The 25206-nt window shown below is 64.2% G+C and carries 26 protein-coding genes and 7 pseudogenes; 16 read left to right on the top strand and 17 right to left on the bottom strand.

Annotation, left to right across the window (positions count from 1 at the left end):
• Positions 1–22: 22 nt before the first annotated feature.
• Positions 23–1222 carry an IS256-like element ISMtsp13 family transposase gene (locus QA634_RS35320; protein WP_012290062.1) on the bottom strand — a complete coding sequence of 400 codons (1200 nt, stop codon included), beginning with the start codon at positions 1220–1222 and terminating at the stop codon, positions 23–25.
• A 59-nt stretch (positions 1223–1281) separates the two neighbouring features.
• On the opposite strand from QA634_RS35320, the gene QA634_RS35315 reads away from it, so the two are divergent.
• Positions 1282–1470, top strand: coding sequence for a hypothetical protein (locus QA634_RS35315; protein ID WP_012290061.1), 189 nt, complete (start codon positions 1282–1284; stop codon positions 1468–1470).
• A 129-nt stretch (positions 1471–1599) separates the two neighbouring features.
• Here QA634_RS35315 and QA634_RS35310 read toward each other — a convergent pair whose 3' ends face one another.
• Entirely contained in the window at positions 1600–1950 is a 351-nt protein-coding gene (locus QA634_RS35310; protein ID WP_012290060.1) for a hypothetical protein, read from the bottom strand.
• 149 nt (positions 1951–2099) lie between these two features.
• Between QA634_RS35310 and QA634_RS35305 the strand changes: the two genes are divergently transcribed.
• Together QA634_RS35305 and QA634_RS35300 are read left to right on the top strand one after the other, a co-directional pair.
• On the top strand, positions 2100–2312 hold the full coding sequence (locus tag QA634_RS35305; RefSeq protein ID WP_150108909.1) for a hypothetical protein: 213 nt from the start codon (positions 2100–2102) through the stop codon (positions 2310–2312).
• A complete protein-coding gene (locus tag QA634_RS35300) occupies positions 2309–2839 on the top strand; it encodes a GNAT family N-acetyltransferase (RefSeq protein ID WP_168169207.1) in 531 nt (176 codons plus the stop codon). The genes QA634_RS35305 and QA634_RS35300 overlap by 4 nt, the downstream gene beginning before the upstream one ends.
• Positions 2840–2850: 11 nt before the next feature.
• Here the strand turns inward: QA634_RS35300 and QA634_RS35295 are convergent, their stop codons facing one another.
• Positions 2851–3285, bottom strand: coding sequence for a hypothetical protein (locus QA634_RS35295; protein ID WP_012290059.1), 435 nt, complete (start codon positions 3283–3285; stop codon positions 2851–2853).
• Positions 3286–3455: 170 nt separating this feature from the next.
• On the opposite strand from QA634_RS35295, the gene istA reads away from it, so the two are divergent.
• Both istA and istB read left to right on the top strand, forming a co-directional pair.
• Complete coding sequence (istA, locus tag QA634_RS35290; protein WP_012290058.1) at positions 3456–4739, top strand: IS21-like element ISMtsp8 family transposase; 1284 nt, start codon at positions 3456–3458, stop codon at positions 4737–4739.
• A complete protein-coding gene (gene istB, locus QA634_RS35285; protein WP_012290057.1) occupies positions 4736–5611 on the top strand; it encodes an IS21-like element ISMtsp8 family helper ATPase IstB in 876 nt (291 codons plus the stop codon). The genes istA and istB overlap by 4 nt, the downstream gene beginning before the upstream one ends.
• Positions 5612–5906: 295 nt before the next feature.
• Here the strand turns inward: istB and QA634_RS35280 are convergent, their stop codons facing one another.
• The 3 genes from QA634_RS35280 to QA634_RS35270 form a co-directional block, all read right to left on the bottom strand.
• Positions 5907–6239, bottom strand: coding sequence for a hypothetical protein (locus QA634_RS35280; RefSeq protein WP_265576686.1), 333 nt, complete (start codon positions 6237–6239; stop codon positions 5907–5909).
• Between the two features lie 96 nt (positions 6240–6335).
• Positions 6336–6551, bottom strand: a complete 216-nt coding sequence (locus QA634_RS35275; RefSeq protein WP_012290055.1) for a DUF6894 family protein — start codon at positions 6549–6551, stop codon at positions 6336–6338.
• Between the two features lie 624 nt (positions 6552–7175).
• Entirely contained in the window at positions 7176–8129 is a 954-nt protein-coding gene (locus tag QA634_RS35270; protein ID WP_265576691.1) for an ABC transporter substrate-binding protein, read from the bottom strand.
• Positions 8130–8489: 360 nt separating this feature from the next.
• On the opposite strand from QA634_RS35270, the gene QA634_RS35265 reads away from it, so the two are divergent.
• From QA634_RS35265 to QA634_RS35255, 3 genes are all read left to right on the top strand, one after another.
• Positions 8490–9041, top strand: coding sequence for a recombinase family protein (locus tag QA634_RS35265; RefSeq protein ID WP_012290052.1), 552 nt, complete (start codon positions 8490–8492; stop codon positions 9039–9041).
• 92 nt (positions 9042–9133) lie between these two features.
• Entirely contained in the window at positions 9134–9343 is a 210-nt protein-coding gene (locus QA634_RS35260) for a DUF4160 domain-containing protein (protein ID WP_415926930.1), read from the top strand.
• Entirely contained in the window at positions 9336–9755 is a 420-nt protein-coding gene (locus QA634_RS35255) for a DUF2442 domain-containing protein (protein ID WP_012290050.1), read from the top strand. The genes QA634_RS35260 and QA634_RS35255 overlap by 8 nt, the downstream gene beginning before the upstream one ends.
• A 108-nt stretch (positions 9756–9863) precedes the next feature.
• On the opposite strand, the gene QA634_RS35250 is transcribed toward QA634_RS35255, so the two are convergent.
• Together QA634_RS35250 and QA634_RS35245 are read right to left on the bottom strand one after the other, a co-directional pair.
• The gene (locus tag QA634_RS35250; protein ID WP_168169206.1) at positions 9864–10004 is read right to left on the bottom strand and encodes a hypothetical protein; all 141 of its coding nucleotides are present in this window, start codon (positions 10002–10004) and stop codon (positions 9864–9866) included.
• A 671-nt stretch (positions 10005–10675) separates the two neighbouring features.
• Complete coding sequence (locus QA634_RS35245; protein WP_012290048.1) at positions 10676–10876, bottom strand: hypothetical protein; 201 nt, start codon at positions 10874–10876, stop codon at positions 10676–10678.
• A gap of 510 nt (positions 10877–11386) precedes the next feature.
• Between QA634_RS35245 and QA634_RS35240 the strand changes: the two genes are divergently transcribed.
• The gene (locus QA634_RS35240) at positions 11387–11512 is read left to right on the top strand and encodes a hypothetical protein (protein WP_265576690.1); all 126 of its coding nucleotides are present in this window, start codon (positions 11387–11389) and stop codon (positions 11510–11512) included.
• Positions 11513–11715: 203 nt separating this feature from the next.
• Positions 11716–11940 (top strand): annotated as a pseudogene (locus QA634_RS35235) (IS5/IS1182 family transposase); the annotation flags it as partial.
• Between the two features lie 22 nt (positions 11941–11962).
• Here the strand turns inward: QA634_RS35235 and QA634_RS35230 are convergent.
• Positions 11963–13618, bottom strand: coding sequence for an outer membrane beta-barrel protein (locus QA634_RS35230; protein WP_050777595.1), 1656 nt, complete (start codon positions 13616–13618; stop codon positions 11963–11965).
• Between the two features lie 1322 nt (positions 13619–14940).
• Positions 14941–15708, bottom strand: coding sequence for a DUF3102 domain-containing protein (locus QA634_RS35225; protein WP_012290045.1), 768 nt, complete (start codon positions 15706–15708; stop codon positions 14941–14943).
• A 592-nt stretch (positions 15709–16300) separates the two neighbouring features.
• On the opposite strand from QA634_RS35225, the pseudogene QA634_RS35215 reads away from it, so the two are divergent.
• Positions 16301–16775, top strand: a pseudogene (locus tag QA634_RS35215) (transposase).
• Positions 16776–16805: 30 nt separating this feature from the next.
• Here QA634_RS35215 and QA634_RS35210 read toward each other — a convergent pair.
• The 3 genes and pseudogenes from QA634_RS35210 to QA634_RS35200 form a co-directional block, all read right to left on the bottom strand.
• A pseudogene (locus tag QA634_RS35210) lies at positions 16806–17145 on the bottom strand (IS3-like element ISMtsp5 family transposase); the annotation flags it as partial.
• Between the two features lie 64 nt (positions 17146–17209).
• Positions 17210–17680 (bottom strand): IS1 family transposase, encoded by a 471-nt coding sequence (locus QA634_RS35205; RefSeq protein ID WP_265576689.1) that lies wholly within the window; start codon positions 17678–17680, stop codon positions 17210–17212.
• Positions 17681–18334: 654 nt separating this feature from the next.
• Positions 18335–18812: pseudogene (locus QA634_RS35200) on the bottom strand (transposase); the annotation flags it as partial.
• A gap of 109 nt (positions 18813–18921) precedes the next feature.
• Between QA634_RS35200 and QA634_RS35195 the strand changes: the two are divergent.
• The 5 genes and pseudogenes from QA634_RS35195 to QA634_RS35175 all read left to right on the top strand — a co-directional run.
• Positions 18922–19320 carry a PE family protein gene (locus tag QA634_RS35195; RefSeq protein WP_168169203.1) on the top strand — a complete coding sequence of 133 codons (399 nt, stop codon included), beginning with the start codon at positions 18922–18924 and terminating at the stop codon, positions 19318–19320.
• A gap of 282 nt (positions 19321–19602) precedes the next feature.
• Entirely contained in the window at positions 19603–20718 is a 1116-nt protein-coding gene (locus QA634_RS35190; RefSeq protein ID WP_012290042.1) for a TlpA family protein disulfide reductase, read from the top strand.
• Between the two features lie 80 nt (positions 20719–20798).
• A pseudogene (locus QA634_RS35185) lies at positions 20799–21030 on the top strand (MucR family transcriptional regulator); the annotation flags it as partial.
• A gap of 125 nt (positions 21031–21155) precedes the next feature.
• Positions 21156–21671, top strand: a complete 516-nt coding sequence (locus tag QA634_RS35180; protein ID WP_265576688.1) for a hypothetical protein — start codon at positions 21156–21158, stop codon at positions 21669–21671.
• Positions 21640–21909: pseudogene (locus tag QA634_RS35175) on the top strand (transposase); the annotation flags it as partial. The gene QA634_RS35180 and the pseudogene QA634_RS35175, both read left to right, overlap by 32 nt.
• A gap of 1 nt (position 21910) precedes the next feature.
• Here QA634_RS35175 and QA634_RS35665 read toward each other — a convergent pair.
• The 4 genes and pseudogenes from QA634_RS35665 to QA634_RS35160 form a co-directional block, all read right to left on the bottom strand.
• Positions 21911–22117, bottom strand: a pseudogene (locus QA634_RS35665) (DNA-binding protein); the annotation flags it as partial.
• 927 nt (positions 22118–23044) lie between these two features.
• Positions 23045–24190, bottom strand: a complete 1146-nt coding sequence (locus tag QA634_RS35170; protein ID WP_012290039.1) for a replication initiator protein A — start codon at positions 24188–24190, stop codon at positions 23045–23047.
• Positions 24191–24218: 28 nt separating this feature from the next.
• The gene (locus QA634_RS35165; RefSeq protein ID WP_012290038.1) at positions 24219–24569 is read right to left on the bottom strand and encodes a ribbon-helix-helix domain-containing protein; all 351 of its coding nucleotides are present in this window, start codon (positions 24567–24569) and stop codon (positions 24219–24221) included.
• Positions 24535–25206, bottom strand: a complete 672-nt coding sequence (locus QA634_RS35160) for a ParA family protein (protein ID WP_012290037.1) — start codon at positions 25204–25206, stop codon at positions 24535–24537. The genes QA634_RS35165 and QA634_RS35160 overlap by 35 nt, the downstream gene beginning before the upstream one ends.

The raw sequence follows: 25206 nt of genomic DNA, 5'->3' as shown, positions 1-25206 counted from the left end.
TCACCGGGCGGGGCCGGGACGATCAGGCTGCCAGGGTGGGCAGGCTGACAAGAGGATCATCGCTGATCGGGGCGATGCTTTCCAGGGTCAGGTAGCGGGCGCGCTGGACGGCCCACTCGTCGTTCTGTTCGAGCAGGAGCGCGCCGACCAAGCGGGTGATGGCCGCCTCATTGGGGAAGATGCCGACCACCTCGGTGCGCCGCTTGATCTCGCCGTTGAGGCGCTCCAGCGGGTTCGTGCTGTGAAGCTTGACCCGGTGGGCGGCCGGGAAGCCCATGTAGGCCAGCACGTCGGGTTCCGCCTCATGCATCAGGGCTGCGAGCTTGGGCACCTTGGGTCGGAGTTGGTCGGCCACGCGTCGCCATTGCTGACGGGCGGCCTCGGCGTCGTCCTGGGCGAAGGCGGTGGCGATGAAGGCGGACACGACGCGCCGCCCGCTGCGGCCAGCGTGGGCGAGCACGGTCCTCATGAAGTGGACGCGGCACCGCTGCCAAGTCGCGTTCATCACCTTGGCGACCGACGCCTTGAGGCCCGTGTGGGCGTCCGAAATCACCAGCTTCACACCGCGCAGGCCGCGGCGCGCCAGCTTGCGCAGGAACCCGGTCCAGAACGTCTCGGCCTCGGAGGGGCCGACGTCCATGCCGAGCACCTCGCGTCGGCCATCGCTGTTCACACCGACCGCCACGATCACCGCGACGGAGACGATGCGCCCGGCTTGGCGCACCTTCACGTAGGTCGCATCGATCCAGAGATAGGGCCACTCCCCCTCGAGCGGCCGGTCGAGGAACGCGCCCACGCGCTCGTCGATCTCCTGGCAGAGCCGGCTGACCTGGCTCTTGGACACGCCCGTGCCGCCCATGGCTTGGACGAGGTCATCCACCGAGCGGGTCGAGATGCCCTGGATGTACGCCTCCTGGATCACCGCCGTGAGTGCCTTCTCGGCCATCCGGCGCGGCTCCAGGAAAGCCGGGAAGTACGAGCCCTTGCGCAGCTTGGGGATGCGCAGCTCGACCGTGCCGGCCCGCGTCTGCCAATCCCGGTCACGATAGCCGTTGCGCTGGACCAGCCGCTCGGCGCTCTTCTCGCCGTGGGCCGCCCCGGTCAGGCCGCCCACCTCCAGTTCCATCAGCCGCTCGGCCGCAAAGCCGATCATCTCGCGCAGCAGGTCGGCGTCGGCGCTCTTCTCCAGCAGCCCGCGCAGGCTCATCATCTCGTCGGTCATCGGAGGTCTCTCGGGTTCGAGGTTGGTGCTCGCACCCCGACCCTACCCGGCAACCGCCGATGACCACCCCGCGAGAGATCCCGCCTGCTTCGGCGCTGTGGAGGGCGCGCAGACGGGCTCTCTCGCTCCCGTCGAGCTACACCACCACCAGGGACACGACCCGGGCCTCGATGGACGATCTGTTCAAGGACGTCTCGATCACCCAGCGCCGGCAGGTCGACAGCTCGATCAAGGCGGGGCCGCGCTAGGCCCCGCAGATCCGGGTCCGGGGCAGCGGCACGCCGTGCGCCCGCTTGACGCGCAGGCTCTCGATGCTTTCGATCATGTTGGATCTCCACGGCCCGCCCGGCTCCGGCCGCGGCGGGCCTTTCTGCGTTTCAGGGGCGGTCGCGATCAGGCGCATCCCTTCGGGCGACCGGCCGCGCCCCGGCCGCGCCCATGCTCCACCCCGTGCGCCGTCCGAGCCGGGCGTAGATCCCCACGACGTCGCGCATGACCCCAACCTCCCTCGACCCGCAGGCGGCGCAGCGCAGGCGCAAGGCGATGTCGGGGAAGGGCAGGCTGTCCGGAAACGGATCGGTGCTGATCGTCGCCTCGTGGCCGCAGCCGGTCGCGTTGCAGTGGACGAAGGCGGTGCGGTCGCCCTCCTCGGACCGGAGCCAGCCGATCGTGGGCGGCGGGATCTCGCGGCCCTGGTCGTCGTGGGCGCGGCGCGGGTGGCGGGTCATCACCGAGATGTAGACCTCGCTCGTTGCGCGACGATTGCGTACGCACGCTGCGTAGGAGCGACATGTGAACAAATGGGCCGTTCTGCGATTAACTGCTTGACAGCTCAATCGGCGGCAGTCTGGTAGAGGTCTGGGGGCAGGGGCGCGGAATGTATACCTTCAGGGAATTTCTGCGCTGGTTTACCCAATCCAGCGACAAGGCAGAGAAGCTAGAATTCAAGAGCCAGCGCGAAGCAGCCGAATTTGTGCGTCGTATATATAATCAAAACGGGGCACCTAATCAAAAGCTTCGCGATCTTTACAATAAAGCTGACCAGCTTGAGCGTGATGGTAGAGTTATCAAAAAAGCATCTGCCGCTTGACCGGAAGAATTATTGTACAGCCGTTTGATAGGACCCGCTCTCGCAATACATTCGAGTGCGGCAGAAGGGGTATTGATCAATGGTACAGAAACCACTCAAAGAAGTGGTCTGATCGCGCAGAAGCACGCATTACTATTGCTGTAGACGAAGACACGAATGCGGTTGCCGGTTTCCATGCTCTCCAGATAGGCAGCGAGAGCATGGCCGAACTTGAGAACAAGCCGGACGACCACACCAAGAATTATACCGCTTTTCCGGCGCTGCATTTGGCGTACTTAGGAGTGCAAAAAGAATATCAGAGAAAGGGTGTAGGAACAATTTTACTGAAGGATGTTATAGATAAAGCCTATAAAGTCTCCCTGCTTGCCGGTCTCTATGCGCTTACTTTACAGTCTATTGATAGACAGTCAACCATGTTCTACGAGAGTTTAGGTTTTGAGCCCTACACTCGGGACAATATTGCGCCAAAGATGCTTATTCCTATACGGACAATCATTGATCTCGTTGAGGGCGGGGCCGGCGGATAATCGTATTGCGCTTAAAGCTTACGGTACGGACCGCGGAAGAGGTCGCCCGCCGCCTTACGGCTGAACAGGGTGAACCGGCGCCGCCGCTGGTGCTCCGGCCGGTCGTGGATCATGTGACAGCGCTGGCAGAGCGCCGCGAGGTTGCCGGGCGCGTTGTCGGACGTGTCGTGGTTCCGGTGCGCGGTCGCCAGGACCACGCGGGTGAAGCGCACCGTGTAGAGCAGGTTCTCCAGGAGCATCCGGCTGCGCAGGATCCGGCCGCACCCGTCGCGCCACGTGTCGGTGGCGGCGTCGAACCATCGCCCGTCCGGCAAGCATGCGATCCGTTGCAGGTGCGGCCGACCGCAGCCCTCGCATCGCCCGCCCGCGCGCCGGAAGCGGATCACGTCCGAGAGCTGGGGCCAGTCGATCGGGTAGAAGCCGCGGTGCTCGGGTCGGATCGGCATGGGCACGGTCACGCTGTGATCGGTGTGAGCGGGCGTTGGATCCTCCTCACTTGTGGGCCTGCAATTTTCCCCACCCTCCCGGCCGCCCCTGAGCCTCCTGTTTGAGGCGGGATGCCCGCGCGGCGGCCGTCTCACCGAAGCTGGTCCCCGTGGCGGGAGGGAGCGGCGCGGTGGTCAGCCTCGGGGAACTCATGACGATCCTGGACCTCCACCGGCAGGGCCTCTCGGTCACCGCCATCGCCCGCCAGCTCGGCCTCGACCGCAAGACCGTCGCCAAGTACATCGCCCGCGGCCTCGAGCCGCCCGTCTACGGACCGCGATCCCCCCGCGCGCGGGCCACCGACGCCTTCCTGCCCTACCTGCGCGAGCGCCTGGCCGCCTACCCGCAGCTTACGGCCGTCCGTCTCTGGCGCGAGTTGAAGGAGCGCGGCTTCGCAGGGGCCTACACCGCCGTGAAGCGAGCCGTGGCCCTGCTTCGCCCCTCAGCTCCTCTGCCTATCGAGCGCCGCTTCGAGACCCCGCCGGGCGAGCAGGCCCAGGTCGACCTCGCCCGCTTCGAGGTCGTCTTCGCCGACGAGCCGGGCGTGACCCGCATCGTCTGGCTGTTCGCGATGGTGCTGGGCCACTCGCGCTATCTCTGGGCCCGCTTCGTCGTCCACCAGGATCTGCAGACGGTCCTGCGCTGCCACATCGCCGCCTTCCAGGCCCTTGGAGGCGCCCCGCGCGAGATCCTCTACGACCGCATGAAGACCGCCGTGATCGGCGAGGATCCCGACGGCTTGGTCATCTATAACCGCAGCCTTCTCGATCTCGCGCGCCACTACGGGTTCCTGCCGCGCGCCTGCCGTCCCTACCGGGCCAAGACCAAGGGCAAGGTCGAGCGCCCGTTCCGCTACCTGCGCGAGGACTTCTTCCTCGCCCGCTCGTTCCGCAACCTCGACGACCTGAACGACCAGCTGCGGCACTGGCTCGACACCGTGGCCAACGCCCGCCGGCACGCCACGACCAAGCGGATCGTCGCCGACGCCTTCGCGGAGGAGCGCAGCCAGCTGCGGGCGCTGCCGCCCGTGCCCTACGAAGCCGTGCTCAGCCTGGAGCGGCGCGTCACCCACGAGGGCTTCGTCTCGGTGGCGGGCAATCTCTACAGCGTGCCCGACACCACCCGCCGCCGCGCCCTGGAGGTGCACGTGCTGGCCGATCAGATCCGCATCTACGAGGCGGGTGAGCTCGTTGCCTGCCACCTGCCCCTGGAAGGGCGTGGGCTGACGCAGGTCGATCCAGCCCATCGGCGGCCGCGATCTCCCCCGCCCGAGCCACGAGACCCTGCCGAGCCGGTGGTCGTCAGGCGCGCCGGCGACCAGGTCGCGCGTCGCCCGCTGGCCATCTACGACGCCGTAGCCCGCCAACTCGCGGGAGCCGGCGTGCCCAGGACCGACCGGGGAGACGCGGCATGAGCGGAACTGGCGAGCTGATCCCCCCACTGGTCGAGCGGATCAAGGCCACGCTGGTAGGGCTGAAGATGCCGCGCGCCCTGGAGATCGTCGACACCACCGTGCGGCGGCTGGAGCGCGGCGAACTCAGCGCGCTGGAGGCGGTCGATGCCCTGCTGAGCGAGGAGCTGAGCCTACGCGAGAGCCGGCGGGTGAAGACCGCGCTGGTGATGGCGCGGCTCTCGACGGTCAAGACGCTGTCGGGCTTCGACTTCGCCTTCCAGCCCTCGCTCGACCGCACCCGCATCCTGGCCCTGGCCGAGCTGGGCTTCGTGGACCGCTGCGAGGTGCTGCACTTCCTCGGCCCGCCCGGCACCGGCAAGAGCCACTTGGCGGTGGCCCTCGGGGTCGAGGCGGTGAAGGCGGGCCGCAGCGTGTACTTCACCACCCTGGCCGACCTTGTGGGAACGCTGGCGCGGGCCGAGCGGGAAGGAACGTTGCGCGAGAAGATCCGCTACTTCTGCCGGCCGGCGCTGCTGATCGTGGACGAGATCGGCTACCTGCCGGTGGTGCCGGGCGGGGGCAACCTGTTCTTCCAGCTCGTCAACGCGCGCTACGAGCGGGGCGCGATGGTCCTGACCTCGAACCGCGGCTTTGCAGAGTGGGGGGAGGTGTTCGGCGATCCGGTGGTGGCGACCGCGCTGCTGGACCGGTTGCTTCACCACGCCGTGGTGGTGCAGATCGAGGGCTCAAGCTACCGGCTGCGCCAGCACACCGCGCTCATGCCCGAGCACATCCGCTCGAAGGCAGCCCTGCAGGCTCCGCCGCTCGCCCCGCCTCCGCGTCGGCGCGGACGCCCGCCCAAGAATGGAGGTGCTCACCTCGGCATCGCCTGACCGCCGAGCCCGCCGATCTGAGGAAAATTGCGCGCCCGAAATTGCGGAAGGTTCGAAGCCCGTTGACAATCGGTGCAGGCTAGGGCCGAGCTTGCGGTCCCGCTACGATTTCTTTGTAGCTGGTTCCTACAGTGTCGGACGCTGCATCGTCGTGCTTCACCCGGTTGCGGGGCGGCGCAGTGGGCGGCCGGATTGGCGCTTCACCGTCCGGCCGCCACAACAGGGCTTAGGTCTTCTTCCCGAACTCCCAGACCGGCACGCCGCGGTAGCGCCCCGGCTTGCGCTTCCACGACGTCTAGAGGTGCTTCTTCAGGTACGCCTCGGTGACCTCGAACACGGGGTAGGAGCACGGCATCATCACCCCGCTCCAGTCGCCCCGGATGATGCCGGCCTGCGGGTGCACGCCGAACAGCAGGATCGTGTCCCAGCCGAGCCGGGCCGCCTCGGCGCCGAACTCGTCGACGAAGCGGCGGCAGTTCTCCAGGGTGGTGGCCCAGTCCTCCGGGCGGAAGCCGGGGCACGGCGGCTGCCCGGGCGAGAGGGAGGCGAGCCCGCGGTTCCACTCGGAGACGAAGGTGGAGTGATCGGCGGTCGGGTCGGCGGTCGGCATGACGGGGTGGTACGGCACCGAGGTGTGGTGGGGCTTGCCGTGGGTTCTGGCTTATGCGGGCCGCGCCAGCAGGATCGCCGCGAGGTCGAGCACCACACCCTCTGCGACCAGCCGCTACTCCACGAGCAGGATCGCCAGGACGGTCTCGGCCTCCGCGCGGATGGAGAGGGTCCAGCCGTCTCCGAGGTGCGCCAGCTCGCCATTGGCTCGCATCTCCCGGATCACGGCTTCGGCCTCCTCCAGCGCCTCATCCAAATTTACGGCCTCGACCCCTACGTCATCCCGGATAGTCGTCACCCCGTCAGCGAGGTCGAAGTAGAAGCGCTGCATCAGGTGACCCTTTTCTGGGCGGTCGGGAGTGCGCGGCTCCGTCCGGCAGCCTACGTATTCGACAGCAAGTAAATACGCATACTTGGTTTACGGAAGCTTAATATGCCTACCGAATATTTGTTAAATTAACTGAAAGATCAAATGTGGGGCATAATGACTACGTGACTTCGGGATCGCTGCACTATCTAGCAGGTTCAGGGCAGAGTAGGTTGTGTAGTCACACCGACATGCCGCCCTGCCTAAGAGGCTGGGCTCCTTGTTGAGTATGCAGGCTCTCTGGCGCCGGGAACCCAATCGATGCGCGATCCGATCAAACCCGAAACCCATGAAGCGACGGATAATTCAGCGGAGCGAAGCGCGCGAATTCGAGAACATATTAGGAAAGTTATAAGAAAAGCAATAGACAACCAAAACCGAAACACAAAACCATAGTCGAAGAGATCTAAGACATTTGTCGTGCAGTGTGTCGGTCGTTCCCCATCGTAGAGCCATTGCGGAGATTGCCGCCCGGCTCCAGCCATGCGGCCACGTCGGTTCTCGATGGGTATACCCAAGCGGGCGTATGTGTCCCGTTGAGGTCCGATCTTCAATTCTGAGACGTGTCGGAAGCAGCCATCCGAGACGTTACTCGATTACCTCGTCGGCGCGGGCGAGGAGCAGCGGCGGGACCGCCAGGCCCAGCATCTTTGCGGTTCTGGCGTTCACGACCAGTTCGAAATGCGTCGGTGCCTCGACGGGGAGGTCTGCTGGATGCTCCCCATTGGCGATCCTGATCACGAAGCTTCCTGCACGTCGAAACAAGTCCAAGACATGCGCCCCGTAGGAGATCAGACCTCCTCCCCTGGCGAACTCAGAAAATGGAAACACCGTGGGCAAGCCACGGCGATTGGCTGAACTAGCGATCTCAAGCCCGTGAAGGCTTGTGAAACTGCTCGGTGCGATCGCCAAAGCAGTCCCGGGTTGTCGAGCCAGTTCGACGGTCGCTGCTTCGACGTCCTCCATGCGGTCCACGGAAACTGGAATGGGATCGAGATTGAGGGACGCGGCCGCGGCACTGAAGGGCCGCCAAAAGAACTGACCCTGCCCTGCCGCCGTTTTAGGGTGAAACAGGAGCGCAGGACGAGTCGTGCCCGGCGCGATCTCTTCGAGCAATTCCAACCACTTCGCTGTCATAGACGGCTCGAAGTTAGATAGTCCGGTGGCGTTACCGCCAGGCTTGGAGTAGCTCGCTGCAAATCCCTCACCGATCGGGTCGGACACGGAGACGAAAACTATCGGGAGAGTGCGCGTTTCCCGCATTAGCGCAGCAGTAGCCGATGTCCCCGCACCGACCAGCACTTCGGTTCGCGCCTCGACAAGGGCTCTCGCTGCCAGGCGTGTAGCCTCAGGCTCCGCTCCAGCCCAGATGAAGTCGAGAGCGATTTGTCGATCAGAAGCAAGGCTCTGCTCTGCTATTCCTTGCCGAAGCGCTGCCGCACGCGCCCTTCTACCGGCGCTCTCTTGTCCAGTATTCAGAACGCCCACCCGGATGACCCCTGCCGCCTCGGCCCGGCTGGTGCGCAGCCCACTCGCGCTCATCGCAAGAGAAATGAGAAACTCGCGCCGTCTCATTCCATCACCTCGCGATGCTCGGGCTGGATTGACCCCCGGCAAGGCTCTGAGAAGACGGGCGGCGCGGCAAAGATGGAGTTCGCGGACTTCAACTCAAGCCGGGAGCACTGCCCGATAACCGATGACAGAGTGGCATTGATCGACGCCTTGCAGAAGGCCGATGACGGCAGCCTCCTTCACCACCCTGCCGAGATCGTGATAGGACCGCCTCATTGGGGTATACCCATCCGAGACGCCCGCGTGAGACACTCTTGGCGTCTCATATGGATTGATATCGCATTTATGAGACGCTATAATCTCCGGGTCTAGACCCGTCCGAGACATTCCATGGCCCGCATCGGCTACGCCCGCGTCAGCTCCACCGACCAGGACCTCGCCCTCCAGCTCGCCGGCCTCAAGGCCGCGGGCTGTGACGTGGTGCGGTCCGAGAAGGTCTCCGGCACCAGCACCAACGGCCGGACCGAACTCGCCACCATCCTCGACTTCATCGGCCGAGGCGACGTGCTGGTGGTCACCCGCATCGACCGGCTCGCCCGCTCGATTGGGGACCTCCAGGACATCGTGCGGAGCCTGCGGGTGAAGGGTGCGGCCCTCCAGGCCACGGAACAGCCCATTGATACCGCCACCGCGGCCGGCAAGGCGTTCCTCGACATGCTGGGCGTCTTCGCCGAGTTCGAGACGAACCTTCGCCGCGAGCGCCAGCTTGAGGGCATCGCCAAGGCGAAGGCGGAGGGCGTCTACAAGGGGCGCCCGGCCTCCATCGACGTGGCGCAGGTCCGGGCGCTCAAGGCGGAAGGCATTGGCCCGGCCGAGATCGCCCGGCGCCTCGGCATCGGCCGGGCGAGCGTCTACCGCCTCCTCGGCGAGGCCAACGCCTGAGGCGAGGGAACCGCGCGACGTTTCGCCTGTTCCTAAGCGGTTGGGTTTCTGCTATCACCATGCCAACGGTTCTTCGGATCGAATCGCTCCGCGTGGTGATCTACCCCAACGACCATCGCCCCGCGCACGTCCACGTCATCGGCGAGGACTGCGAGGCGGTGTTCAACCTCAACTGCCCTGACGGGCCGGTCAAGATCCGAGAGAACCACGGGTTCGCCCTCCAGCGCGCCGCGGCCCTCGCCCGGGAGCTTGAGGCGAACCTCACCCACCTCTGTGAGGAGTGGAGGAAGATCCATGGATGAGGCTGCATTCGAGTGGGTCACCGCTCGGGCGAAGCGCGTCCGGCAGGCGGGTCCGCACGCGACCTCTGCGCGCTACCTGACCGCCGGCGGGCGCCTTGTCGTGGGGCTCTCGACGGGAGCCGAGCTGCGCGTGCCCGTCGCCATTATCGAGGGGCTGGCTGGCGCCTCGCCGGAGGACCTGCGCGAGATCGAGGTCACGCCGGCCGGCCTCGGCCTGCACTTCCCGCGCCTCGACGCCGACGTGTACGTGCCGGCACTGATCGAGGGCGTGACAGGCTCGGGCAAGTGGATGGCGCAGCACCTCGGCCGCGCGGGCGGCAGCGCCCGGACGGAGCGCAAGGCGCAAGCCTCCCGGGAGAACGGGAAGCTCGGCGGCCGTCCGCGCACGCGCCAGCGCGAGCTGGTGGACTAACCATTCCTTCGGGGACCTAAGGGGTCGGCCGTTGACGCGACTGGCCCTAAACGAAGGCCCTACCGGCCCGCGCTGGTGGGACCTTTGTCGTTCGCGGGGCCTCGGGCGTTACCGCGGCGTTTCGGTGACGGGGCCGATCTCCGCCCCCAGCTCCTTCCAGTACGCCTCGATCTGCTCGGGGGTCCGCATCTGATGCGGGAGCGGTGCATCGAGGAACCGTTTGATCAGCGAGCGCGAGCGCGCGTTCATCGCATCTCGCACGAGCAGCCTTTTCATAGGCGGGAATTACCGTCATCCTCATGATGTACCAACCACGAGAATGCGCCTCGTCGCAGCGCGCTCGGCGCCGAGCCGTGCAGAGTGGAAGCCCTGACCTGCCCTGATAAATCGCTTGTCCGTGAGGCGGATCACTCGCCCCCGGTGGGTCGAACCTGATTTGATTTTCTTTGATTGTTTTCAAAACTCAAAGCATGAAAATATCGGTCCGCTCCCCACCCAGGCGTCGCGGCAGATTTGAACTGCCGTGACGCAAAACACAGACGGCGGGCTTCGGACGGGATCTCGGTTGCCACGGTTACATCCTCCCTACGCTTGCAGCCTGTAACCCCGGCTGTAACCGGACGTGTGCTGCGCTGAAGCGCAAGAGCCGCCGCCATGCGTGTCCCGGCCGAACGGCGCCACATTTGAGGTACGCGGTCGCGTGTGTTGGGCCTGCGTACCGGGTGCGTACCGCGCCTGGCTGGTCAGCCTTCGCTGAAAACAAGACACGCAGTCCTTATGGGGCGTGTCGCAAAGATTTTTGGCGGAGAAAATTATGCTCCCCGCGTAGGCGCACACCGGTCCGTCAGGCCGATACCGGGCTCGTCAAACTGCTTCGCCAGCCTCGTCGGAGGGGGTCAGCAGGCGGTGAGCAGGCCTCGTCACGCCTTGTTCGGAGACGATTTTTTTCGGGCGTTGAACGTTTGCGACACGCCCGACCAGCGCGCCACCAGGGCTTTCGCGCCCAGCTCCGAGACGCCGCCCTTCACCAGCACGTCGACCGCGTGCTGCTGCCGCTCCGCCGTCCACCAGCCGCCGATGCCCGCGTTGCCCCGGAACCACTCTCTTACCCATGCCAGCATGACCCGCCCCCGGTAACGGTGCCGAAGCCCCCATGCAGCACCGGAAGCGGGCAGGGGGATGGCGGCCGATTTCCGGGCCGCCTGATAGCCTCTCGCTTCCCGACCCTACGCCAACTACCCCCGGAAATCTGGAGGCCATCCACGGCCGCTTAAAACGGCCGGAAACGGCACCCGGCCGCACCACCCCATTGCCTTCGAGGGAGGCAGCTCTTCCATGAGCGCCTAGATTTTTATGGTATTATGGCCGGGTAGAAAGCAGGAACTCGACACGGTGCGATGAACGACAACGCAGGAAATCAATGGCCTGTTGCGGTTCTACATGGACACGACCGAGCGGAAGGAACGCGAGTTCGACCCGGACGCATGGGAGCCGGGCGAGATGCAGGAACCGCCCCCGGCACTCGCCCCATGATGCCCGACCTAGACACAGTATTTAAAAGACTGCCCCGTGAAGATTGAGATATCCGCATCGTCAAAGAGCCTGACGGCGGCAGTATCGTTGAGCCGGTGATGAGCGAGCGCGGCCGCAAAGTCTTTGAAGCTGTGGCCGCATCGCACGGCATGACGGATCAGGAGTTTTTCACCTACCTCATCCGCAGCCAAGTTCTCGACTTGCTACCGTCTAACGATCTTTAGGCGCACAGGGGACAGCAGGCCCGGCCGGGCCATAGTCGCCCCGTTCACACGCGGCGCGCTGCTTCTCGTAGTCCTGCCGCGTCCTGTAGCCCTCTCCCGCCACGCGCACCCCATACAGCGCCGCCGTCGGGATCTACGCCCGGCTGAAGGCGCGCACGGGCTGGAGTATGGGCGCGGCCGGGACGCTGCCGGCCAGTGTACCGCCCGCAGCAGCGACCCTCATCGAGGTCGAGATCGTGCGCAAGCCGCCCGGACAGGTCGGCTTTGCCGTGCATCCCCGCAGGTGGGTGGTCGAACGCTTCTTCGCCTGGATCAGCCGCAACCGCCGCCTCTGGAAGGATCCGGAGGCGGCCCTCGCCTCAGCCAAGGCCTTCCTCTACGCGGCAGCTGTCATGATCCTCGTCCGACGCCTCGCTCACTCAGCCTGAGTTATCGGACGGACTCTCAAGGCTACCGTAGGAAGGGGCCCAGATCGAAGCTGTTGTCGGTGAACTTGTAGGAAGCCTGCACGAACACGCCGGCACGGCTGCTCTCGTACTTTAGTGGGGTCGGCAGTGCGCTCGGCTCGGCATACGGGAATTTCGTGTGACCGCGGTCGGTTACCATTTTCCAGTAGCGGGCGCCGACGCCGATGCTGATCTCCGGGGTGAGGTCGTAAGAGACCACGCCTTGCAGAAAGTAGCCGTTACCCAATCCATACACCGGCAAAGGGTTGATGTCAGGCCTCAGCCAGTGATGGTCGAAACCTGAGAGATCCGCAATCGGCAGGTAGGCGGCCTCGGCGGAAAGCTTCAGGCGATCGTAGCGCAGCTCGCCCGCCAGACCGATCCTCATGCCGTGCCAATGCATATCGTGGGTGACTACTTCTACACTCCGCGGTATAAAAGGCCAGCCGCAGGTGCTGTTGTCGGCCTTCTGCGCGCAGCCGGAGGAGTCGGCGAATTCCGAGACGTACTGATAGCCGGCGAACGCGCCGAGCCTGTACGTTTCGCCGACTAGGACGTTGTAGCCGACATCCGCGACCGCGTAGCCGATGTCTCGGCCAGGGATCTTCGATATCGTGTGCGAGTAGAGCGGCATTCTCGGAGGGAAGTCCTCGTCAGTAAAGCGGCCGGAGGTAATGATACCGGAGCCGACGAAAGCTTTGGCAAACCGTCCGGTCGAATTGTCGTCGACGCGCACAAAGTTTTCACTCGCATGCGCGCCGACATCGTGGTAGATAACGCGCGAGTTCTTATGCCCGGCGTTTTCGGAGTCGCCGAGCAGGAGGCTAGACCGACCGGTGCTGTAAAAGTAGCGTATTCCCACTTCGAACACCCAATCCGAGGCCGGAAGCGGCGTGTACGCGACCGGGTTCAGCAGAGTGCGGATGTGCTCCGGCAGGCCGAGGCCCGGGATGCCATCGCCGAACCGATAGTTCAGGCTGGCGCGGGCGAGGAAGCCGTGCGTGGCGATTGTGCCTCCATAGACGGAGCGGGGCAGGGCAGCCTGGATGCTGACCGTGCGCTGGCCGAGGTCGTAGTAGAGACCTTCCGCCTTGACCGACAGGTGCGGGCTGATCGCGTACTCGGCGCCACCGCCGGCCGCGTAGCCGAGGCGAAATCCGCTCGTGAGCCCCTGCGCCGCGAATTGGCGGTCACCGACAGTGAGGGCAGTGCCAACGTCGATGCGGACATAGCCATAGGCGAGGCCGCCGGTGCCGTAGACAAACAAGCGGTCAAAAGCGTATCCGGCCTTGCCGCGCACTGCCCCGAAGGTATCTAGGCGCTGGCCTAGATGATAAAACGCAGCAAAATCAGAGTTTTCGTCGACCTCGCGGACGAGTATGCTCTCGCCGTAGCCGCGTAGCCGGGTCGTCTGGTAGTCTACGGCGGCACCGATCACGAGGCCAGAGCCCGGCGATGCTTGAAGATTGTAGCCAACCTCGCTTCCCGCCGAGAGATCGGCCGCCCGGGCGCCCGGTGACAACGCCGGGAGCCGGACACAGCGCGGACCGATGCACCGTCCGGTGCCGCTCTCGTCCAGCGAGCCGTAGCCGAAGAACACGCCTGCATAGGGGCCGGTCCATGTGAACGACGGCGTGACCAGTGGCGCGAACGCCATCATGGGTGGCGTAAGCTGCGGCAGGTCCGCCGCAGAGGCGGCGAAGCCCAGACCAACAATGGGTAGGTAAAGTAGGTAATAAGCGCCACTTCTTCGCATATTATGGGACGAAGAACTTAAGCCGCTTGCGAGCGCGCGAGAAATCACGCTGAGCTTTGTACGTTTTGAAGGCGTTAGTGCACTGGGATTAAACCGCCGATTGCTCTGCCAGTAAACTTTATGCCCCTCGGAATGGCGCGTCAGGACCCAACCCACCCGCAGATGCGAGGCGAGGGCCGCTACGACTTGGCGCATCGGCCGCGCCCCCGGCTGGCCGGTGGATCGTCGCGTTCCAGGGGGCTCGCGAACTCGCGAGCCGGCTCCGAGAATCATATGTTTCACGCGCGTCTCATGGTGCGCCCGATACCCGTGCGTCCACATCTGCTCTTCTCTCCTTTGGATTGTTAACTATAGTATAGGCTGCGCCATTTGATTGGGGTCTTGGTCTTGGTCTTCGTCTTGGTCTTGGTCTTGGTCTTCGTCTTGGTCGTAATTCCTGTACTGATTTTCGGTGTCAAAGTCTTTCTCGTACCTTAGCCTCTGGCATTTCTCGTAGTCTAGCCTCAGGCAGGAGCTACCGATCTCGCCGGTATATTCGTGTCTTGAACTATTATGCGAGCGCCCATGAAGAGTGCCCGCCATAGCTGCCGAATAGGCTATCACAGCGCTCACAGCAACAATTGAACCCAGAGCCACCTTCTTCATATCGCAGTTTTTCATCATTATGCTCCATATTTTCTCAGCACCTGTTGGCTGTAGAGCTATCAGCGTTCTGGCGACAGGATGAAATCACATGCGCAGCAACAGATTTTATTCATGCGTCAGCATGCTGGACAAATTGTTATGATGTCAAGTAGGTATAATCAGATTTTTTGGGGAATTTTCTCTATGTAAGAATTTGGCGGCGGAAATCAAAGCTTGGACAGAAGGTGTAGATTTGCCTTGTCAAAAGCAGGATGTCCCAGGACAAATGCGCCACATAATGGAACATAGCAAAGCATGTGCTTTTAATTTATGTTGCGGTAGATTTTTCGACAAGATCTGGGCCATTTTTCTCGCACGCACAAAAGAAAGTGCCACCACGTGGCTGGCGGATCATAGACAAGCCGACGATGCAGGGCACCCATCGACCGTAATCGACGGGTGCCCTTCCCCCCTTCTCAGCAAGGCAAGCTCGTTTGAGCGCCTGAAGCTGCGCACCCAGGGCAGCTGTGGGCGGTGCGCCTCCAGATGCGCAGGACGGGGCGCAGCGAGGCCACAGCCCCAATGTGGGCCCCCCTGATGCGTCAGTGGACCCGCGAGGGAGCCTGGGGCTCGGGCTGCTTCGGCTTGCTGACCCGCGAGGAAGCCTGGGGCTCGGGCTGCTTCGGCTTGCTGACCCGCGAGGAAGCCTGGGGCTCGGGCTGCTTCGGCTTGCTGATAAGCACCATCAACTCTGCTTTGATATCATTCCAGGACGCCTTCTCCATCAATCTGAAGAGATGGTCGGTGCCGTCCCCGAGCGCTTCGACAATCAGCGCTGCGGCCTCCGCGGCGGCCCCCGGCGTCTTCTGCCGCCCTCCCTCTGTGGGGTGCGAGACACAGCATTGTGTTTCTCCCGCTTGGTGTTTCTCCCGCTTGTTCGGGGCGACTGTCTTCTTCGTGGAGAGCTTGAAATCCCGGATCTTTTTGGCGGCCACGTCCTTGTCGGTGCAGCCGCTCTCCTGGAACTCACGGATGATCTCGTTCCGGAGGTCGTTTGGTACGCTCTTGGCCGCGAGGTCATACACTGTTGTGCTCGGCAAATGCGAAATGATTTCGGATTTGCCGGCGAAGACCTCAGCCGCACGCATATAGTTCTGCGCTGTGCGATCGGTCCACCGGAGTTCTGTGCGGACCCAGGGGCCGAACGCACCGTGGCCGAGGAGACCCTTCATGCGGAGAAGAGTGAGACCAACCTCGATGATGAAGGCATTCCCCTGCTCGCGAAGGCGATGCGCGGTGTCGCGCGCCTCTTTCGCCACACTGCTTTCAAGCTCCGCGTAGTTGAAGCCGATCCTCGTGATTTTAGGCATACTTGCTGTCCAAGACATCATGCGGAGAGGATCGCGACCAGTTTCGATTAGACTGGTCTGCGCCCACTCGCGACTGGGGCACGCGACATTGCATGCCCCTTGTGTCAGACCGCTCCCGGCATCTATCAGGATTGGTCAGTGTACACCCTGACCTGAAGCGAGATGTTTATCAAGAGGAATACTGGGAAACCCATGCGTGTTCTATGGAAAAAGGCTGCATGAGGTGCTGAAGAGATTACAATACGATTCTAAGGGATTTTCCGCCGCGAGCATCTCTTTCGATTGCTGGCGCGTACTGACCGATAGTGGCGGCCTGGAGCGGGTTACCCATCATCTGGTGATGCGCTATTGAGAAAAAGCGGGGAGAGAAGACAGCCCAACTCTCGCGATCGTCGATGCACAATCGGTGAAGCGCGACGCGCCGCAGAGCGGGTGCGGCTCCGATGCTGACAGGAAGGTGATAGGCCGGTGATAGGCCGCAAGTGTACCGCCCGCGGTTTGTGATACCGCCGCGCTTTGTCGGTGACTCGAACGTGAGTTGGTTGTGAGGCGCGTCTGTGCTGGCCTGCTGCCTGTGCAGCAGGAGGCCGCGATGGCACGACCGGGCCTGACGATCCGCACCGATCTCGCGAGCCCCGCTGAGTTGCGTCGCTTGGCCCGGCGCGAGCCCCGCCGCCGCACGATGCAGCGCCTCCTGGCCGTGGCCAACGCGCTGGAGGGCATGAGCCGTGCCGACGCGGCCCGGGCGGCCGGCATGGAGCGCCAAGCTCTGCGCGACGCGGTGATCCGGTTCAACGCCGAGGGGCTGGCCGGGCTGGCACGACCCGCGCGCGGTCACGCTCCCGCCCAACCTCACCTTCGTGCCGCTGCCGCCTTACAGCCCGGAGTTGAACCCGGTCGAGCGCGTCTGGCTCTACCTACGCGAGCGCTCCCTCTCTCATCGGCTCCTGGCTGACTACAAGGCCGTGGTCGAGGCGTGCTGCCGGGCCTGGAATGCGCTCGCGGCAGAGACCGGACGCATCAAGTCCCTCTGCGCCTATCCCTACCTGCAACAAATCAATTCATAAGCGCGTCGGTATGAGACCCCGATTTGGGGCCTACGCTGCCAGGGCGGCGGATGAATGCTGTGCGGCGCGAATGGCTGCCGGTGGTCGGAAACCGCGGCGCTCGATCAGCCAGGTCGCGTTGTCGGTCTCACGAAATACCAGAAGCGCGCGGCGGAGCTCCTCGACCGTGCCGAAGCGCTCCACCCAGGGCAGGTTCTCCTTGAGCGTGCGGATGAAGCGCTCGGCGCAGCCGTTGCCCTCGGGCGGCGCGCACGAAAGTGGGCGAACTCGCGATTCCGAGGAACGCCAGGACGGCCACGAACGTCGCGACCTGGCCCTCGCCGGCCCACGCGCTGGTCAGGTCCTTTCCCATCGCTGTGGACGCCCCTTCGACGCAAGAGGAAATTCAGGATTGCCGAGACGCGTAGTCGGATACTGCCATTTGTCCGAGGGTTTCACCCGACTAATGCTGAGGTGAGTTCGCTCCCGTTGCAGTGGTAGAAGGCGAAGAGCGCCATGGTCGCCTCGACCATCTCAACCGACTTGGAGACGACGCAAGTGCGGCGGCGGAAGCGGGCGAACCAGTGCCGTTGCCTGGCATTGTTACTCTCGACAAGCTGCGTCTGGTCCTTGCCGACGTGATGCCGACCCGCGGGCAGGGCGGCGGCGTAGGGCGCATAGTTGTCGGTGCAGAACAGGCGCACGTCCCAGGGCTCCAGCCGGTCGCGCGCTCGAGGGCCTTCCAGATCCAGAGTTTGCGCGTCTTTTTTTGACGAAGAGCCAGACCTTGTCGATCTCGACGACGACCGCCCGGCCGATCGGCTCCGGCTTGGGGCAATGCCCGGGCGTGATCCCTGACCCAGCGCATGACGCTCTGCGCCGAGACGCTGAGGCGCCCGCCGATCGCGTTCTTCACCTGGGCCCAACGTTAGCTTGGTGAAGCTCTCTTGTCCTGGGACATCCTGCTTTTGACAAGGCAAATCTACACCTTCTGTCCAAGCTTTGATTTCCGCCGCCAAATTCTTACATAGAGAAAATTCCCCAAAAAATCTGATTATACCTACTTGACATCATAACAATTTGTCCAGCATGCTGACGCATGAATAAAATCTGTTGCTGCGCATGTGATTTCATCCTGTCGCCAGAACGCTGATAGCTCTACAGCCAACAGGTGCTGAGAAAATATGGAGCATAATGATGAAAAACTGCGATATGAAGAAGGTGGCTCTGGGTTCAATTGTTGCTGTGAGCGCTGTGATAGCCTATTCGGCAGCTATGGCGGGCACTCTTCATGGGCGCTCGCATAATAGTTCAAGACACGAATATACCGGCGAGATCGGTAGCTCCTGCCTGAGGCTAGACTACGAGAAATGCCAGAGGCTAAGGTACGAGAAAGACTTTGACACCGAAAATCAGTACAGGAATTACGACCAAGACGAAGACCAAGACCAAGACCCCAATCAAATGGCGCAACCTATAATATAGTTAACAATCCAAAGGAGAGAAGAGCAGATGTGGACGCACGGGTATCGGGCGCACCATGAGACGCGCGTGAAACATATGATTCTCGGAGCCGGCTCGACTAGGATCATGACAGCAGTGGCGCAGAAGAAGGCCTTGGTCCAGGCGAGGGGCGCCTCAGGATCCTTCCAAAGGCGCCGGTTGCGGCTGATCCAGGCGAAGAAGCGTTCCACAACCCACCTGCGGGGCTGCACGGCGAAACCGACCTGCCCAGACGGCTTGCGCACGATCTCGACGGTGATGATCGTGGCGCTGGCCGGCGCGTCACCAGCGTAGCCCGTGTCGGCAAACGCCGTAGCGATGAACGGGAACAAGCGGCGCGACAGGCGCAGCACCGGTCCAGCGCCATCGCGATCCTGAACGTCTGCGGGCGGCGGCTCCAGCACAAGGGCGCGGCCGTCCGTGTCCACCAGGGCCTGACGCTTGCGGCCCCCTCATCCTGAGTTTGTCGAAGGACATCTTCTTTCCCGCGTCATAGCGGCGTGGGCCGCCGCTCGCGGTCGTCTTGACGCTCTGGCTATCGAGTGCGGCGGCTGTTTCAGGTCGAAATGACTCGCCTGAAAGAAGTGAAGATCGGCTGGGGTCTAAAATAGTGAGCCCCCCGCAAGCAGATAGGCGTTCACGCTTACGAAGAGTGGAGAGCACCATGAAGAAGTTGATAATAATGACCATATCAGCAGTCGGCATGTTCGCCATCTCTCAGCAGGCTTTCGCCGTCGGTCAGGGCGGGATTGGTGGCCCCGGCGGCGGCGGCGGTAACGGTATCCGCGGCGGGATTGGTGGCCCCGGCGGCGGCGGCGGTGACGGTGTCCGCGGCGGGATTGGTGGCCCCGGCGGCGGCGGCGGTAACGGTATCCGCGGCGGGATTGGTGGCCCCGGCGGCGGCGGCGGTGACGGTGTCCGCGGCGGGATTGGTGGCCCCGGCGGCGGCGGCGGTAACGGTATCCGCGGCGGGATTGGTGGCCCCGGCGGCGGCGGCGGTGACGGTGTCCGCGGCGGGATTGGTGGCCCCGGCGGCGGCGGCGGACGGGGTGGCGCCCCCTGAACTCTGAGAGCGCCTCCCTGCTGCAGCAGCCTAACCCGGAGCGCTCAAGGTTGTCGTGGCTGCGAATAGCCAGACAAATAGACTCGGCCCTTGCCGCGGGATTGCCCGCGCCACCCATCGCGGCGCTCTCCCGGGCCAGTCCTCTCCAGAGGCCGCGGAGCGCTGGCCGTCGGGCCATGATCTGAATCAAGCCCGATTGCCGCAGGTCGATACGACGGGCCAGTCCTCGAATTTTGCGACACGCCCGGCATTCCCACCCACACTCGCACGAGAAGATCTTCCATGCCCCAGACAGAACGGTTGATCGGCGACCCCGCCGCGGAGATCCGCGTCCAGACCTTCCTGAAGGGCGAGCCGATCACGGCCCTCGCGCAAGGCTGCGTCCATGTGGTCGTGTTCTGGGCACCGTGGTGCGGCTCCTGCAAGGTGGCCTTCTCGCATCTCACCGCCCTGCAGGTCCGGCATCCGCAGGTTCCGATCATCGGCGTCGCCGTCACATGGACGGATCTCGGCGAGCTCGCGGCCTTCGTGCGCGATCACGGCGACGCGATCGGCTACCGGATCGCGGCCGATCTGCCGCTCTCGCCCGGCGAGCGTCAGGGCACGATGGACCGGACCTGGTGCCAGGCGGCCTATAATACCGACGTCCCAACCGCCTTCATCATCGATCGCGACGGCCGGATCGCCTGGATCGGCGATCCCCTGGAGAGCGACGGCCCGCTCGCCGCGGTGGTCGAGGGGCGCTGGGACCTCGCGGCGGCCCGGGAGGCGCAGGAGGCGGTCCTGCAGCGCGACAAGGTGCGGGAGCTCTGGAGACTGGAGGAGGCCGTCGAGCGCCATCTCGCCGCGGGAGACCGCAGCGGCGCCCTGCAGGCTTACGACGCCGCGTTCGCGGCCGATCCCGGCCTCGAGCCGCTCCGAGGTCTGCATAAGTTCGCGCTGCTGCTGCTGCCCGCTCGCGATGCGGCGGCCCTGGATTACGCGCGGCACCTGATCGGGGCGGTCGTCGCGGACCAGATCGAACCGCTCATCCACCTCGGCACCATGCTGGCCGAGGCGGCCGAGCAGGGCACGGGGGCGCCAGACTGGCCTCCGGCTGCCGCGGCCCTGGCGCTGACGGCGATCACCCGGGCGGAGGCCTCCGGCGAAGTGACTCGCACCGACCAGCGGATGCAGCTCGCGGAGGCCGCCGCCCGGGCCCTGCTCGTCGTCGGCCGGACCGGCGAGGCCGCCGCCCGCGCCCGGGCGGCCCGGGCCCTCGCGCCCGCGCCCGCGCCCGCGCCCGCGCCCGACATAGTCCGGGCGGTGATCATCTTCCAACTCGACCAGCTCGTCGCGCGCTGCGACGCGGCCGCCGGGCGCCGCGATGGAGCGACTTGCCGGCTCGACGAGGCGTGACCCGCGGGCGGGAAGCCGACGCGCGACATCCGCGCCGGGGCAGCTGCCGCCTGATTACAGTTGCCGGAAAAACCGGGGCGGTTCAGGTCGAGAAGACGGTGACGCCGGACGCGATCATCAGCCTGGAGGACGGCAAGCCCTACAAGTCGCTCAGGCGCCACCTGAACACGCGCGGCCTCACGCCCGAGCAGTACCCGGGTGAAGTGGGGTCTGCCGTCGGACTACCCGATGGTAGCGGCGAACTACGCCGCCCAGCGCTCCGAGCTCGCCAAGAGCATCGGCCTCGGTCGCCGCACACGGTCGAGTGCGTAATTGGCGGCGCCTCCCCGTTCAAGAAGAGCCCTCTCGCTTGGGCCTGCCCACCCACCCGGCCGGCGGCTGAAAACAACCAAAATTCACACGAGATTTCGGAAAATCCAGAAAGGCGAATGCGGAAAATGGGCGGCGTCGGAAGCGGACAATGGGGTGGTCGGCCAACCGTCGAGAGCGGGCTGACCCTCACCCTCGGCAAGCTCTTGCGCGACGGTATCTGCCGACCGGGCCAGAGCCGAGCCGGCACCCTGACCTGGACCAACACCCGCACCGGCGCCCAACTCGCCTCCATCGCCTACGAGGCCCATCTCGGCGCCGAACACGGCCGCCTGCGCCTGCACTTCACCACCACGCGCTCGAACAGCGAGAAGCGCCACTCGGACGACTGGATCGAGCTCACCACCACGACCCAGCCCTTCGGCGGGCGGCGCTGGTGGTTCATATGCCCCCGCACCGGCGCGCGGGTCGCCAAGCTTTATCTCCCGGGCGGTGCCCTGACCTTCGCGTCGCGTCAGGCTCACAGGCTCGGCTACCGCTCCCAGCGCGAGACGCCGATTGGACTTGCTTCGGGAAAGTGGAGAGCTCTTTCCGTGAGGGAGGAGGTTCCCGATGCGAGAACCGAAGAAGCGCTTCACCCCTGAGTTTCGCGCCGAAGCCGTGCGCCTTGCTCACACGAGCGGGCGCAGCCGCCGAGAGGTCGCCGAGGATCTCGGCATCGGCCTCTCGACGTTGCGCCACTGGATCGACGGACAGCGCGATCGCGAGATGGAGGCGCCGCCCTCCGACCGCCAGGAGGACATGGCCGCCGAGCTGAAGCGGCTGCGGCGGGAGAACGAGGTGTTGCGCCAGGAACGCGAGATCCTGAAGCGGGCCACGGCTTTAGGCTTTTGGACGGTGTTCCTGTCGCGGCAGCGAGCTGGTCGAAGCCGATCGTGGCGTTGATGTAGTCGCGGATCACAGATTTCCCTGTCTCGAGGTCGCCGGCGACAAGCGCCTGCACGCCTTCGGTGAGAAGGTTTTCGCGGAAGGCGGCATCGCGCTCGGCGCGGGCTTGAATGGTTTTCTTGAATGTGCGTGTCAGCGGCATCGGTGGATCGTCCAGGCGCCGATGGTGACTCTGGTGTTACCACTTGGGCAAGGTTTTCCCGCGCGTTGACCCCAAGATTCTGAATTTGCGCAGGCCATACGATTCCGACATTCCGATCACGGTCGGACGATGGCGTCACTCCGGATAGCCCTTTCCCGGGCTTAGCGTGGCCGTTGAAGCGCCTGGATCGTTTTTTGGTCCTCTCCCCCCTCCGAGGGGTTGGACCCCTTCCACGGGCCTCCTGTAGGGCTCAGCGGCGAGGCAGCTCCATCCCCGCCAAGCCAATTCCTTTGTTCGACCCCGCCGGAGGCGGGAATCTGACCATTCCTTCGTCCCGACCTGCCTTCAGGCAGGCCGCCGCGCGCAGCGTAGGGGAAGCCCCTTGTCGCGCGTAGCGCGATCCCGAGGCGCAGGGACCCGTCCGCGCAGCGGATGGGTGGCCGCAGGGAGGGCTTCCCCGGAGTGAGCACGATGGCATCCTTCACTTGGTCGGGAAGAATGTTGTCGCTCGCCTCTGCGAGCGACACCGACAGAGCATGGCCGTAGGCCATTCCGCATCTCTCGGGACATCAGGAACGCACCGTGGTCTGTTTGGGCCCGGTTTGCGGGTTAAAGAGTTAAATATGAATCAGTTAAAGAGTTAAGGAGCTGATTCGCGCTGAATCGTCCTTATTTTACAGCTGCTTGTGCGGCCGCTTCGTTCCTGATCTCCCGACGGTTTGTTCCTGATCTCCCGAACTTAGCGTTCCTGATCTCCCGTCGATCCGTTCCTGATCTCCCGAAGAGCGTTCCTGATCTCCCGATAGCGCGGGTGCGTGACTCGTCGTCCCCAGACATGACAATATGTAATATTGTAAGGGATGCAGGCGCTTAGCGATTCGTTCTGCTGCCCAGGCGGACGCGCCTGTCGGGATATCGGGAACGGGATCAGCCGCGCAGCTGATGGCGATTGCGGGCGTGGTAGCGTTTCACGAAACCATAGAAAGCCGCGTTGTAGTCGTCCGGCAGCTTTGACGGGTTCTCTGCGATCCAGGCATCGAAGTCGCCCTTGAGGGCATACACATCCCAACCCGGAAAATCGCGCCGCACGCTTGCGATCGTCTCGTCCGTGATCGCCTGGAACAGGGGCAGGCTGGCCGCCACATGGCCTTTGGATACGCTAGGTGCAGGGGACGTAGCCGGCGTCTTCGCCTTCCGGCGCCGGGGGGCTTTGGGCATGTCCGCGATGTCGCCGATCAGGTCGCGGCGCACCATACGCAGAAGCGGCTCCCCTCCCCGCTCGTCCTCCTCGAGGCGGAACACGAACTCGGGCACGTTGTTGCGGCGAACGATCGCCTGCAGCTCGAACTTGAACCGCCGGTATTCGCCTTCGGCGCCGGACTTCTCGAACAGGGTGCGCAGCGGGATCGCGAAGCCCTCGGCGTTGGCGCCGCCGGCGTGCTTGCGGGCGACGCGGTAAAGCCACCGCTCACGGCCGCCGCTGATCGTGAAATAAGCCGGGTCGATCGACAGGATGCCCCCGTCCATCACCACGCCCTCATAGAACCAGTCGGCAAGCGTGATGCTCATGCCGCGGCTCTGCTGCGTCTCCTCGTCGACCAGATCCGTGAAGGACTCGATCCAGGAAAACTGCCGCTTCTTGGTCTTGGTACGCTCGGCGCGGATGTTGGTGATGATCGTCGTCGATTGGAGGCGGCCGAGCGCTTCGCGCAACAGCCTGTACTCCTGGCCGCCGGTCGCGCGGCCGATGGTCTTGAGAATGTCGTAGGGCTGGCAATGCAGCGTGCGGGGAATGTCGTTGATCCCGGCCTTCTTGAGCCGTGAGAGCGTCGATGCAGCCCATATGAGCACGTCTGCATCCCAGATCGTCGCCATGCCGAACTTCTCGTTCGGGTAGACGCTAACGAACACCTTGCCGTCTGGGCTGGTGTACTCGATCGGCTTGAGCCGTTTGTTCTTCGACAGGCTGAAGAACGGCCGCTCCATCGTCTCCCGCTGATCGCGCAGCGGCAGATCGGAGATGTAGGGCAGGAAGAGGTCAAACTGCCGATCGATGTACTGCCGCCGCGTCATTTTGGTGTATGCACGTATGCCCCTGTGGCTACATACCAATATCGGTGCGTGGAGCCAGGTCGGCGATTTTCTGCCGGCCCTTCTTCACGAACAGGAGGTCCAAAGCCTCCTCCAGGAGAGCCTGCACGGTCGTGTCGTCCTCGACCGCGATCATGCGCAGCTGCTTGCCCACGGCCGGCTCGAAGTGGCCACCCACGAAGCGCCGGTTGTCCCGCGACGGACGATGAAACTTCTTGGCCTCGGGAGCCGGGGCAGGGGCCGGCTCAGCCGATCGGTTCGCAGGCTTGGGCGCGCGCCGCGCCGCAGGCTTACGCTCGGGTTCCGGCGCGGGCTCGCGTGCCGCCTTATCCAGTATGGCTTGAAACGCGTTTCCGGCCATCAGCCGTGCTCCTCTCCGAGTTGTTTAAGTGCATACACACATACGAGTATAGGCGCTGGATTTCCTGCGCCGCCTTGCCCTCGGGTTCAATCTCCTGGGCAACCTGGCCGGTCTGCTGTGCGCGACTGAATGCGATGCGGTTGCCGATCCGCACCGGGCAGATACGGGCTCCAAGCGCGTTGACCGCCTCCACGGAGTCGTCGACCTCACGGCCGATCGGCGGGCAGAAGGTGAGGATCACGGCGGATGGTTTGCCGTAGTGGCGCAACAGCTCGATCGTCTTGTTGGTCGCCATCACGTCGAGCACAGCCGGCCGAGTAGGGATCAGCACGAAGTCGGCGTGCTGAGCGGCCTCATAGGCGATGTCCTTCGAGAACGGCGGGGTGTCGACGATGGCGAAATCACAGCCAGCCGCATCGGCCGCCTTGATCACATGGCCCAGGCGTGCGGCCGGAATGGCGGTCATGGCGACCAGTTCGTCCTTGCGGGTGTCCTTCCAGAACGACGCGCTTGCCTGAGGATCAAGATCGAAGACGACGGTGCTTTTGCCGGCACGGCCCGCCTCGACAGCGAGGGCGGTCGCGAGCGTCGTTTTTCCGACGCCGCCTTTCTGGGAAATGATGGCAAGCGTCTTCAT

Source organism: Methylobacterium sp. CB376, from assembly GCF_029714205.1.
In the GTDB taxonomy this organism is placed as follows: domain Bacteria; phylum Pseudomonadota; class Alphaproteobacteria; order Rhizobiales; family Beijerinckiaceae; genus Methylobacterium.
This window is presented reverse-complemented; position numbering and strand designations above follow the sequence as displayed.